The sequence below is a fragment of the Acetobacter fallax genome (assembly GCF_011516735.1).
Lineage (GTDB): Bacteria > Pseudomonadota > Alphaproteobacteria > Acetobacterales > Acetobacteraceae > Acetobacter > Acetobacter fallax.
This window is the reverse complement of record NZ_WOSX01000061.1, coordinates 1-13,297: the sequence shown is the minus strand read 5'-3', so window position 1 is coordinate 13,297 and position 13,297 is coordinate 1. Positions and strand designations below refer to the sequence as shown.

The 13,297-nt window shown below is 58.5% G+C and carries 8 protein-coding genes; all 8 read left to right on the top strand.

The window, feature by feature from the left end; genetic code table 11:
* Positions 1-194: 194 nt before the first annotated feature.
* The gene (locus tag GOB85_RS17165) at positions 195-1,154 is read left to right on the top strand and encodes an IS110 family RNA-guided transposase (RefSeq protein ID WP_173578654.1); all 960 of its coding nucleotides are present in this window, start codon (positions 195-197) and stop codon (positions 1,152-1,154) included.
* A 300-nt stretch (positions 1,155-1,454) separates the two neighbouring features.
* Positions 1,455-2,675 carry an MFS transporter gene (locus GOB85_RS17160; RefSeq protein ID WP_173578658.1) on the top strand — a complete coding sequence of 407 codons (1,221 nt, stop codon included), beginning with the start codon at positions 1,455-1,457 and terminating at the stop codon, positions 2,673-2,675.
* Positions 2,676-2,710: 35 nt separating this feature from the next.
* Complete coding sequence (locus GOB85_RS17155; RefSeq protein ID WP_242011603.1) at positions 2,711-4,366, top strand: alginate export family protein; 1,656 nt, start codon at positions 2,711-2,713, stop codon at positions 4,364-4,366.
* A 27-nt stretch (positions 4,367-4,393) separates the two neighbouring features.
* The gene (nirB, locus tag GOB85_RS17150; protein WP_173578655.1) at positions 4,394-7,294 is read left to right on the top strand and encodes a nitrite reductase large subunit NirB; all 2,901 of its coding nucleotides are present in this window, start codon (positions 4,394-4,396) and stop codon (positions 7,292-7,294) included.
* A gap of 7 nt (positions 7,295-7,301) precedes the next feature.
* A complete protein-coding gene (locus GOB85_RS17145) occupies positions 7,302-11,294 on the top strand; it encodes a bifunctional nitrate reductase/sulfite reductase flavoprotein subunit alpha (protein ID WP_173578656.1) in 3,993 nt (1,330 codons plus the stop codon).
* On the top strand, positions 11,294-11,902 hold the full coding sequence (locus GOB85_RS17140; protein WP_173578657.1) for an ANTAR domain-containing response regulator: 609 nt from the start codon (positions 11,294-11,296) through the stop codon (positions 11,900-11,902). The genes GOB85_RS17145 and GOB85_RS17140 overlap by 1 nt, the downstream gene beginning before the upstream one ends.
* A complete protein-coding gene (locus GOB85_RS17135) occupies positions 11,902-12,897 on the top strand; it encodes a CmpA/NrtA family ABC transporter substrate-binding protein (RefSeq protein WP_173578660.1) in 996 nt (331 codons plus the stop codon). The genes GOB85_RS17140 and GOB85_RS17135 overlap by 1 nt, the downstream gene beginning before the upstream one ends.
* Before the next feature lie 88 nt (positions 12,898-12,985).
* The coding region (locus GOB85_RS17130) for a nitrate reductase associated protein (protein ID WP_242011602.1) at positions 12,986-13,297 on the top strand (312 nt) is incomplete at its 3' end.

Here is a 13,297-nt window from a genome sequence, read left to right as displayed (position 1 = left end):
AATCAGAGACCATTCTTCATCACTGACATCAGAGGGATACGGCCTGCGCGCAGTAATCATCCATCTTTACTGCACCATTCAGAAACGAAAGTACATAACACCCTCTAGCAGGCTGATCTCGCCTCTCTTCACCGTCTCGAACAGTTGACGGCGGCCCGGTTCCGGGACCGCGAACATAAGAAAGAGAGAGTGATATGTCTGCGGAAACCATCATCGGAATAGATGTGTCCCGAGACTGGCTTGATGGCTTCTGTCTGCCCGGAAAACAGAGATTCCGTTTGCAAAATTCACCTGATGGCTATGCCAGATTACTGGAAACCCTTCAGAGTATGCCTGACGGTCTCAAGGTTGGGTTTGAAGCCACAGGCGGACAGGAATGGGCACTCTGGCGTGTTCTCATAAGTATGGGGATCAATGCGGTCCAGTTGCCACCAGCACAAATCAAGGCTTTCGCATTCTCCATGGGGAAGAGAGCGAAGACCGACCAGATCGACGCGGAACTGATTGCGCGCTTCATGGTTGTCCGCCCAGAGGCCGGCCGAGCACTGCCAGATGAAAAACGTCAGCTTCTCCGGGCATTAACGGTTCGCAGAGCTCAGATGGCAGACGCGCGTAAACGGCTTTCTGCCCAGATTTCGGCGCGTCGCAAGCAGGGTGTGAGCGCTGAACCGGAGGATATGGACAGCAGTCTCAAAGCATTTCCTGAGAGCCAGATCAGCGAGCTCGAACAACGGATTGAAGGAGTCATTGCACAGGGCAAAGAACTCTCTGCCAAAGCAGAACTTCTCCGTTCCATCCCCGGTATCGGCCCGGTATCAGCCGCCATGCTTCTCGCAGAAATGCCAGAACCCGGCCGCATGACAGCGACCGAAGCCGCTGCCATGACCGGACTTGCACCAATGTCTCACGATAGCGGCGCGATGCGCGGGAAACGTGTCATTTCAGGGGGACGGAGATCTCTCCGCCATGTCCTGTTTCAGGCCGGATTGGCAGCTTCATGTCATAATCCGGTTCTGAAAGCTGTGGCAAAGCGCATGAAACAGCGGGGCAAGCCACATAAACTGGTCATCATCGCGATTGCGCGGCGTCTCGTCACAATCGCAAATGCTGTCCTGAAAACAGGCCTGCCGTGGCGCATTAGCCCCGTCGTTTAAACACAGTTGCCGTCACGGAACTTGAAGCAGATTTCCTCCCCCCTCTGTCAGATTAATGGACCCTGAGCGCTGCGTGCGCAGTCACGGACTCGAGGACAAGGTCGATAAAATATTTTGACACCGCAATATTATGTGTGCAAAATGGTTTCAGTGATATGGTTCTCTGTATGTCTGTTCATTAATGGTGATGAACAGTGAAGAAACGATAGCACAAAACACGACACCTCCGGATGGCCAATGACGGTCTCCGTGCCTGAACAAGGCGTCTCCACTCATCAGACGGAGACTGGATGCGATGACGTGGACAAAGGATTTCTGAAAGCAGGAAGCCCCCGTACCCTTCTGGCGGCATTCCTTTACTTCGATGTGTCCTTCATGGTCTGGGTCCTGCTCGGGCCATTGGGCATCTCGATCGCGCATGACCTGCATCTCAATGCCGGTCAGAAAGGTCTTCTGGTGGCGACACCGGTTCTGGCTGGTGCTCTGCTGCGTGTGGTGTGCGGCGCGTTTGTCGATCATTTCGGTCCGCGCCGTGTGGCGATTGCAGCTCAGATCCTTGTGATCGCTGGCCTTGCGCTGACGTGGCTGATCGCTCCGCACAGTTATGGCGCGCTGTTTGGTGTGGCGCTCGTGCTGGGGGTGGCGGGCGCGTCGTTCGCCATGGCCCTGCCTCTCGCTTCCGCCTGGTATCCTCCGCAGTATCAGGGGACGGCTCTCGGTATTGCGGGAGCAGGGAATTCCGGAACGGCACTGGCCGCTCTTTTCGCTCCCGGTCTCGCCGCATTGTATGGATGGGTCAATGTTCTCGGACTGGCGACCCTGCCGCTGACTGCCGTTCTGATTGCGTTTTGCTTTCTGTCGCGTGAACCGCCGAAACGTCCGGCGGGAGGCGGTCTCGTCACATGGCTTCCGCTTCTGCGGAGTGCGGACTGCTGGGCGCTGATGTTCTTCTATGGTGTGACATTCGGTGGTTTCGTCGGTCTGGCTTCCTTTCTGACCATTTATTTCAATGATCAGTATGGTCTCGCTCCTGCTGTGGCCGGAACCTGTACGGCGTTTGTGGTGTTTGTGGGCTCCTTTGTGCGTCCAGTGGGGGGCGCTCTGGCTGACCGGTTTGGTGGGGAACGCACGCTCAGCATTCTGTATGCGCTGGCAGCCATCATCTTTGCCCTGATCGGGTTCGGTCTGCCTACGATATGGCTTGCTTTTCCGGCCTTTTTCCTCGGCATGCTCGTTCTGGGGCTGGGGAATGGCGCCGTCTTCCAGCTTGTGCCAACGCGCTTTCCGACAAGGGTTGGTATCCTGACCGGGCTGGTCGGTATGAGTGGTGGCGTGGGCGGTTTCTATCTTGCGTCCTCTCTTGGAGCCGCACGGCAGATGACGGGCTCTTATGGCCCGGGTTTTCTGTGCTTCGCCCTGGTCGCCGTGGCGGCGTTTGCCTGCGTCATGGTCTGCCGCCGTCGCTGGACGGCGGGCGCAGATGAAATGCTGACAGAAGCGGGCGCTTCCGGCGCCCTTTAACTGCTCCCTTGCCATCAGTTCCGGAGCATGATTCGTTGATCCGTATATTTTCATCTATTTTACCCGTGGCGCGTCCCGTGTTTTCAACGGGTGTCGTGGCTGGACTGTGTCTGGGTCAGACAGCCTGGGCTGATGCTGCGCAGGCAGACAATGGAAAGATTGTCCTTTCCCAGAGAGCCGGCAGTCCGCTCGCTCTACAGACACGCAAAAAAGCGGCAACCACTCCTCCTGCGCCACCTCATGCCACAGACTGGGGTGTTTTCAATGCAGGGAAGAGTGTGGCTGCCGGATTCGGGACCGTTGGTGCTCCGGGCCAACCCCGATGGGCTGAGGACTGGAGCGGTCTTGCCGTCATGCCGCAAAAAAAGAAGCGCGATGACTGGTTCAATCGGCTGAAATACATTCCTCTGACGGATAAGGGCGATATCTGGCTGTCCCTTAACGGCGAGGAGCGGCTGCGCTACATCTTCGAAAATCAGCCCATGATGGGAACTGCCGGTAAAACCAATGCCAGCAGGGTGCTTCTGCGCAGCCAGTATGGCGCCGACCTGCATGTTGGCGAGCATGTGCGGGCTTACGCCGAATTTCTCTGGGGCGTCGCAGGTGGTTCGAATTACTATGGGTATCAGACAGGAGCACAGCGGGAACGCCTCGATCTCCAGCAGGGTATTCTTGAAGTAAAGGGCAATCTGCTCGGGGCGAAAATGGGGGTGATCGGCGGAAGACAGGTTTTTCTGGATGCGCCCGTATCCATGCAGTCTGCCCGTGATCTCACAAATGCCCAGCAGACATGGGACGGGTTTCGCGGCTATGCGGTCTGGAATCGGTTCAGGGTCGATCTGTTTGACTTCATGCAGACAAACAAGCTGCCCAAAGACGTTTTTGCAGATGGTACAAACTACAGCGCCCGGATGTATGGCGTTTACACGTCAACAGCCTTGCCGAACTTCTCTGTAATGGGGACGAAGAGTCAGCTTTTTGCTGACGTTTTCTTCCTCGGCTACCTGTTCAACGGCGCGCCCGCAGCCACTCCGACAACCACCGGAACACAGGCTGGTTCGACCCGTCGGGACAATGCCGGGCTTCGGTTGTGGGGGAATGTCGGACCTTTCGACGTCAGTCTGACCGGTGTCTTTCAGGGAGGGGAATTCCGCCCGGCCGGAGAGGGCAACCCCACGCGCCCGGTGCGCGCCTATGCGGTGAACGGCATATTCGGCTGGACGGAAAAAAGTCTCAAGGAAAAACCATCTTTTTCCTTGCAGGCAGACATGTTTTCGGGAGGCTCCTACCACAGCAAGGATGGCGCCGTGGGAACATTCGCCACGCCTTATTTCCCACTGCCTTACTATAATGACGTGACGCTGGCGCTGACATCGCAGAACCTGATCGGTGTCGGACCTGTCATCAGCGCCACGCCTCTGCCGCATGTGCTTTTAAAGCTGCATGTGCCGTTCTTCTGGCGGGAAAGTACGCAGGACGCGGTTTACGGAACCGGCAAGATTTATAGCTGGCGCAACAATCTGTCTGGTGGTTTCATTGGCGCTACCCCTCAGACGCAGGTGGCGTGGAACTTCGCGCCGCACTGGACATGGACGCATGACATCGCCGGCCTCGTGGCGTCGCGTGGAATGAGAAACGCGGGGGCGAAAGATGGTGCTTTCTACATGCAGACCGTGGAGTTCAAGTTCTGAAATGGCTGTCCATCAGGAGAAACGATCATGACTACAGCAGGAAATATCGTCATCATCGGAAACGGTATGGTCGGCCATTACTGTGTCGAGCAGCTCGTGATGCGTGGGCTGCATGAAACTCGCACCATTCATATCTTTGGCGACGAACTGCACGACGCCTATGACCGCGTCCACCTGACGGATTACATGAGTGGACAGGACGCGCTGGCGCTCTGTCTGCACCAGCAGGACTTCCACCTGCATCACGGCGTGACCCTGCATCGGGGCGTAAGGGTAACGCACATTGATCGCGACGCGAAAACCGTGAAAAGCGATGAAGGTCTCCTGTCCTACGACACGCTCATTCTGGCAACTGGCTCCACGCCGTTCGTGCCTCCCGTTCCGGGAAATACCGGCACGGCAGGTCTCGTTTACCGCACACTTGACGATCTGGACATGGTCCGTGACGCAGCGGATGGCGCATCGCGTGGCGTGGTCATCGGAGGCGGTCTTCTGGGACTGGAAGCGGCCAATGCGTTGACGGGGCTGGGATTATCTACGGCAGTTGTCGAATTTGCGTCACGTCTGATGCCTGTCCAGCTTGATGAGGAAGGGGGAGCGGCGCTCAAACAGCGCATCGAGGCGCTCGGTATCGAGGTGCTCACGGCCCACGCCACGCGGGAGATCATCGCTGGCGAAACATACCGCCATCGTCTGGTCTTTGCCGACGGCACATTTCATGAAACCGATCTTGTCGTGTTTTCCGCCGGTATCCGGCCACAGGACCGGCTGGCCCGCGAATGTGGACTGGCTACTGGAGCGCGAGGCGGTGTCGTTATTGACAATAGCTGCCGTACGTCCGACCCGGCCATTTTCGCGATTGGTGAATGTGCCTGCTGGAACGGTATGGTTTTCGGTCTGGTCGCACCGGGTTACACCATGGCGCGTACTGTGGCTGCGGCGCTGGCAGGTGATGATGATGTCTTTAACGGCGCGGATATGTCCACCAGGCTCAAGCTTCTGGGGGTGGATGTCGGCTCCATCGGCGATGCACACGGCGTGACGCCCGGCAGCCGCAGCTATCGCTTCATCGGCGAGGTGAATGGTTCCTACAGACGTCTCGTGCTTTCGGCGGACGGTTCAGCCGTGCTGGGTGCGGTTCTGGTTGGCGACAATACCTATTACGACACGATCCTTCAGTATGTGCAGAACAGTATCAGGCCGCCAGCAGATCCCGCCGCGCTGATCCTGCCGCGTGGGGAAGGGGCGGAACTGCTCGGAGCGGACGCGCTGCCGGACACGGCGATGATCTGCTCATGCCATAATGTCACGAAAGGGGCGATCTGCACGTCCATTGATGAGGGCTGTGCGGACCTCGCCAGTCTGAAACAGTGCACGAAAGCCAGCACCGGCTGTGGTGGTTGCGCCTCCCTGCTCAAAAGCGTGTTCGAGACGGAACTGGAAGCACGCGGCATTACGGTGGACCGCAGTCTGTGCGAGCATTTTTCCTATACGCGACAGGAACTCTATTCGCTTGTCCGTGTGTATGGAATCCAGACGTTCGAAGACCTGATGGCGCAGTATGGCAATGGCGGTCTGGGGTGTGACATCTGCAAGCCCGCAGTGGGCTCCATTCTGGCCTCGGCATGGAACAAGCCGATCACGGACCCGCTTTATATTCCATTGCAGGACACGAACGACACGTTCATGGCCAACATGCAGAAGAACGGTACCTATTCTGTCGTTCCCCGTATCGCGGGCGGTGAAATAACGCCGGAAAAACTGATCGTTCTTGGACAGGTCGCAAAGAAATACGGCCTCTATACCAAGATCACCGGCGGTCAGCGTATCGATCTGTTCGGTGCCCAGCTTGATGATCTGCCTGAAATCTGGACCGAACTGCTCGATGCCGGTTTCGAGACAGGCCATGCCTATGGAAAATCCACACGGACGGTGAAATCATGTGTTGGCAGCACATGGTGTCGCTATGGCGTGCAGGACAGCGTGAGCAAGGCGCTGGATATTGAGAACCGCTACAAGGGACTGAGATCGCCTCATAAACTCAAGTTCGCCGTTTCAGGCTGCACGCGCGAATGCGCGGAAGCCCAGAGCAAGGATGTGGGGGTCATCGCCACCGAGAATGGCTGGAACCTGTATGTCTGTGGCAATGGCGGCATGCGGCCGCGCCACGCAGAACTGTTCGCAACCGACCTCGATGCGGAAACGCTTCTGAAATATATCGACCGATTCCTGATGTTCTATATCCGCACTGCCGACAAGCTTCAGCGGACATCCGTCTGGCGCGAAAACCTCGAGGGCGGCCTGGATTATCTGAAAGACGTGATCATCAATGACAGCCTCGGCATCTGTGAGGAACTGGAACAGCAGATGCAGATGGTTGTGGATCGCTATCACTGTGAGTGGCGTGATGCGCTGACGGATCGTGAAAAGCTCAAGAGATTCCGTACATTCGTGAATGACGCACGGCCTGATCCGAATATCCGCACCGTGCCTGAGCGGGATCAGGTCAAACCAGCAGACAACCTGCCTGAAACGTCTGTCACGGCAGGACCGTCAGACTGGACCGTGCTGTGTGGCGAGGACGATCTGGTCAAGAAATCCGGTGTCGTGGCCTGGTATAATGGCAGCCAGATCGCTCTGTTCTTCCTGCCCGCGACCAAGACTGATCCTGCGCGGGTCTATGCCATCGACAATCATGACCCGTTCTCGAACGCCAATGTCATCGGGCGTGGCATCATGGGAGACCTGAAAGGGCAACTGGTGGTGGCGTCGCCGCTCTACAAGCAGCATTTCCGGCTGGAAGACGGGCAATGTCTGGAAGATCCCGCTGTGCGTCTACGGACATGGGAAGTGCGATTGTCTGATGGGAAAGTTGAGATCAGGGAGAAAGCAATGACCGACGCCTTCCCGGAACCTGTTCCCGCCTGACGTGGCGATGGGGAAGGAAGAGATCCGCACCGTCTGCCCCTATTGCGGGGTCGGGTGTGGAGTCATTCTGGAAGTCGCGAACGGACGGATTGCCAGGGTGCGCGGTGATACCGCGCACCCCACGAATGGCGGTCGCCTGTGCACCAAGGGCAGTTCCTGCGACAAGCCCGTTTCTTCCGATTTCCGTTTGAAACAGGCGGCCCTTCGCCCTGAACGCGGCGGAGCAGTCGTGTCTGTTCCCGTACAGCAGGCGATCGAGGCCACGGCAGACAGACTGCGGACCATTCTTGATGAGCATGGTCCGGATGCTCTCTCTTTTTACGTCTCCGGCCAGATGTCGCTGGAGGCGCAGTATCTCATCAACAAGCTGACAAAGGGATTTGTCCGCAGCCAGCATATCGAGTCCAATTCGCGACTGTGCATGGCCGCCGCCGGGACCGGCTACAAACTCTCTTTCGGCGCAGATGCCCCTCCGGGCAGTTATGAAGATTTCGACTGTACAAATCTGTTCTTTGTCATCGGCGCAAACATGGCCGACTGTCACCCGATCCTGTTTCTGCGTCTCATGGATCGCAAGCGGGCGGGGGCAAAGCTGATCGTCGTCGATCCACGCCGAACGGCGACGGCAGAGAAGGCCGATCTGTATCTTCCCATCCGTCCCGGCACCGATCTGGCGCTGCTCAACGGTATTCTGCATCTTCTGGTAAAAAATGACGCAATAGACAGGGAGTTTATCGCCCGCGCCACCACGGGCTGGGATGCCGTGGAGACATTCCTCGCCGACTATGCGCCGGAAATGGTGGCGGAAATCACGGGGCTCCCCATGGAGGACATTCTTACCGCCTCATCGTGGATCGCGGAAGCCGGCGAGTGGATGAGCCTCTGGACGATGGGCCTGAACCAGAGCGTGGCGGGCACATGGAACACCAACGCCCTGTGCAATTTGCATCTCGCCACCGGCACCATCTGCCGCCCCGGTAGCGGTCCGTTCTCACTGACCGGGCAGCCCAACGCTATGGGAGGGCGGGAGATGGGCTATATGGGGCCGGGCCTGCCGGGACAGCGCAACGCGCTTGTCGCCGCCGATCGCGCTTTTACGGAAGACGTGTGGTCGCTTCCCTCCGGGACCCTGCGCGATGTTGGCGGAAACGGCGCTATCGCCATGTTCGAAGCAATGGAGCGTGGTGAGATCAAGGCCTGCTGGGTGATCTGCACCAACCCGGTCGCCACGGTCGCCAATCGCGGGCATGTTGTGCGGGCGCTGCAAGCGGCGGAGTGCGTGATCGTGCAGGATGCGTTCGCGGACAGTGAAACCACGGCCTTTGCGGATATCCTGCTCCCCGGCGCGTTGTGGGCGGAAGCGGACGGCGTGCTGGTCAATTCCGACCGCACCATGACGCTGGCCCGGCAGGCCGTCACGCCACCGGGCGAAGCGCTGGCGGACTGGGACATCATCGCCCGGGTGGCGCGGGCCATGGGGTTCGGGAAGGATTTCGCCTTTACGTCTGCGGCGGATGTCTTCGCGGAAGCCAGTCGCTTCACCAACCCGAAAACCGGCTATGATATTGCGGGCGTGACCCATGCCCGGTTACGGGAAAATCCGGTGCAGTGGCCTGCGCCCGCGGGCGACACGAAGCTCCGTCATCCGATCCGTTACCTGCGTCCCGACGGTAGCGGGCCTGTGTTCGCCACGGCCGATGGCAGAGGCGTCTTCTGGCCCCGCCCCTGGATGCGCCCGGAGGAATGGCCGGACGCTGACTACCCTTTCGTTCTCAACAGCGGACGTTTGCAGCATCAGTGGCATACGCTGACCAAGACGGGCCGCGTGGACAGTCTGAACCGGCTCAACCCCGGACCCTTTGTGGAAATTGCGACGGAAGACGCATTGAAACTGGGTCTCGCGCAGGATGACCGCGTACGGATCACGTCCCGACGCGGCCAGATCGTGCTCCCGGTGCAGATTTCCTCACGTGTGCGAGGTGGTACGTGTTTCGCACCTTTCCATTGGAACGACCGGTTTGGAGCGGATCTGACGGTCAATACCGTTACATCCGACGCCGTTGATCCTGTTTCGCTGCAGCCGGGTTTCAAGCTCTGCGCGGTGACACTGGAACGTGTGGAAAAACCGGTGTCTCCGGATGCCGACAGGCCGGCACTGCTCAATGGAGGATATCAGACCATGGCCCTGCGTTCCCTTGCCAGCCAGCTTGGTCTCGAACAGTCGGCTCGCTCTGCTGTCGCGTCCATATCCGAAGAGGGTAAGGTTTGGCTTTGCGGCTTTCTTGACGGGCTGGAGCTCTCTCCGCCAGCAAACGGGGAACTGCCCGTTCTGCCAGCCTCGGCCCCTCTGTCACCACAGGCGCGCAGCCGTATTGGCGGTCTGCTGGCTGGTCTCTACAGTCGTGTCCGTACGGACACCGGGGCTGCACCGGCTGTGGCACAGGAGGCGCTTTCGGCAGCGCCAGGCGTCACGGTGTGGTGGGCGTCGCAGACCGGACGGGCAGAAGAACTGTCCGGCACGGTTGTCTCTTGGCTGAAGGAAGCGGGACATGAAGCGGAAGCAAAATGTCTCGCGGACTTTGCCCCTGACAGAACGCTTCCAGGTAAAGTCATTTTCGTCGTCTCCACCTTTGGCGACGGTGATCCTCCGGACTGTGCCGCACCGTTCTGGGACCGGCTCAGGGAGCGGGAGACACCGATGACCGATCTGACCTTCGCCGTTCTCGCGCTCGGTGATTCGTCCTATGCGAATTTCTGCGGTTTTGGGCGCGCTCTGGACGGACGGCTTCGGGAACTGGGTGCGACACCATTTCTGGAACGCGTCGATTGCGAACCGGATTTTGACGATGAGGTCGAAACGTGGCGGGGGGCCATGCTGGTGGCTCTGGGGCAGTCAAACGTTGCGCCCGCGCCTGCTGCCCCTGCTGCCCCTGCTACTGTGGAGACAGTTCCCGCTCCCGCCTCCGGCACACGTGAAGCGCCGGTCATGGCGCGGCTGAGTATCAACCAGCGCCTTTGTTCGGCTGACTGTGAGAGGGACACACGGCGGATCGGTCTTGATCTCAGTGAGACCGGTCTGGAGTGGGAGCCGGGTGATGCGCTTGGCATATGGCCGTGCAATCCTGAGGCTACCGTCGAAACAGTCCTTTCCGGGCTCGGGCTTCCGGAGGATGTTCCCGTCGTGCTGCGTGGATGTGGTACGGTGGGGCTGAGAGAAGCGCTTGTGCGGCATCTCGATCTTTCCAGACCCAACAAGGCCATGCTGGCAGCACTCGGCGGCTGCGAGACGGGATTTCTGCCCGATCTTCTGAAAGAAGGCTCGCTGAAGGTGACTGTGCAGGACGTGCCCTCCCTGTTCCGCCGTATGCAGCCGCGTCTCTATTCGATTGCCTCTTCGCCGCGCATTTCCGGACGGGTTGTGGAACTTACTGTCGGCATCAATGTTTCACCCTGGCCGGGTGTGTGTTCGAACTGGCTCACCGGGCTGGAAGACGGCGCGGCTGTCCCGGTCTTTACCCAGCCCACTACGCATTTCCGGCTTCCCAGGGATGATGGCGTGAGTGTCATCATGGTCGGGCCGGGAACAGGCATCGCGCCGTTCAGAGGATTTCTTCAGGAGCGTGCGGCACGGAAGTCTTCTGGAAAGAGCTGGCTTTTCTTTGGAGAGCGTCATGCAGAAGAGAGTTTCTACTATCGCGACGAGCTGGACGCTTTTCTGAAAGAAGGCCTGCTGACCCGTCTGGATACGGCGTTTTCCCGTGATCAGCCTGCGCGGATCTATGTGCAGGACCGGATGGAGCAGGCGGGGACGGAACTATGGAACTGGCTGGGTGACGGGGCCTCGGTGTACGTCTGTGGCGATGCGGCGCGCATGGCCCGGGATGTGGACGCGGCCCTGCGCAGGATCGTCGCCCGTCACGGCAATCTGTCCGCTGGCGATGCTGATGCATTCGTTGCGAACCTGACGCGCGAGGGGCGCTATCTGCGTGATGTCTACTGATGAATGATGTTGACCGGTCACGCGCGTCGCTCAAGGTTCTGGTTGCGGACGCCAATCCCAAACGTGGACAGGCGCTGTCGCAAACCCTGCGCGCGGACACCTCTCTTGAGGTGCTGACCGTTCCCGCCGGAATGGCTCTGATCGATGCGGTGCAGCTGCACGGACCGGATGTCGTACTGGTGGATATGGAAAGAGCAGATCGCGATGCACTGGACAGTATTCGGGCATTGTCCCGTTCGGCACAGGAACGGCCTGTTGCCCTGTTTGTCGATGAGGATGACGTGGAACTGATGGAGACAGCGTTCGATACGGGTATCTGTTCCTATAACGTGCTGGAGGCGCTGCCGCAGGACGTCAAGCCGCTCCTGCGTACTGCCATAGCGCTTTATGGCCGCTTCCGTCGTGCGCGCGATGAGCTGGCGGAAGCTCAGCGTGCACTTGCCGAACGGAGGATAATCGAGCAGGCGAAAAGATTTTTCATGGAAAATGAAAAGACCGGCGAAGTTCAGGCGCATCGCTGGTTCCAGCGTCGCGCCATGCAGACATCGCGTAAACTCGCCGTTGTTGCACAGGAATATCTCGCCGCGCAGAAAAAGGGTGATGCATGATGAGCGTACCGATCCGTATAGGCGTACTGAAACTGGCCGACAGTGCTCCGGTTATCATGGCGCGACAGAAGGGCATCTTTGCCCGGTACGGTCTGGAAACCGAGATCGTAGTCTCACCGTCGTGGGCCAACATAGCTGACGGTCTTGCGTGGAACCGTCTGGACGCGGCTGTTCTTTTTGCTCCTCTCGCTCTGATGACGATGCTCGGACGCCGTGGGCACGATACGGTGCTGCATCCTCTGAGCAGGATCAGCCGGGGTGGCAATACGATCATGCTCCGCGGCGTCAATCCGGTGAAGGGTGTCTGGAAGTCGGGCGCGGAGGGGAGGGAGATATTTGATATCTGGCAGGCCGCGATCGGGAGAAAGCCGCGTATCGCCGTCGTTCACATCTATTCCACCCATCTTCTGATCCTGAGACGTTTTCTGAAAATGATCGATGTCGACATGGACCGCGAGGTCGAGATTCTGGTCATGCCGCCGACTGACATGATCAGCGCCTTTTCGGAAAAAGAGATTGATGGGTGCTGTGTCGGCGCACCGTGGGGAATGGAGGCGGAACAGATTGGTCTGGCTTTCTGTGTCGGAGGTTCCTCCACGGTTCTTCCAGATCATCTTGAAAAGATGCTTGTGGTTTCGGACGCTCTGTTCAGAAGCGCGGATACGGCCCGACGCATGTTTTCGGCCATGCAGGAGAGCCTGTCTTTCTGCCGGATGCCTGAACACAGAGAGGAGATCGCGGAAATTCTGGCTCTTCCTCTGTCTGAAGGTGGTCTGACACTGCCTCGGGAGGCGACATTTCGCATTCTTCCGGGTGGCACTGTTCAGGAAACACTTGGTTTTGCAGGGGGGGAAGTTCAGTTCCCGGATATCAAGTGGATCATAAACGACATGGCGGCGCTCGGGTGGCTGGACCATGACGAGTGCGGCAATCTTGTGTTCTGGACAGATTCTCCGGACGCCAGACTGCTCCACGCCCATGCGCCTTCTCTGTGAAACGAGGACCCGCATGCGTGAAACGCATCTTTTCAGGTTTGAAATGGATTTTGCCGACACATTACGGTGTATCCCGATGGTTGTGCGTATGAAGCTCGACCTGTGTGGGGTGAAGCTCAGTCTTCGACAATGGAGTCATTTCACGGTGGCGGAACGACGTGACCTGATAAAATATCCTGTTACGTCCCTGAACGAACGGGCGGCCTATCATGCTCTGCTTCTGCATCTGATCAGGACTCAGACAGGGGAAGAGCCGAAATTTTTACAAGACGTGAATTCTGAGGTCTGGGAGATGGGGTGGTTGCCGTCCTCCCCGCACGGCATCGCAATGTGCCAGAATGGTCGTTGGAAGAAACGACTGCGCGAAAGGACGGCAGATGAAGGATACAGTGATAGGCGT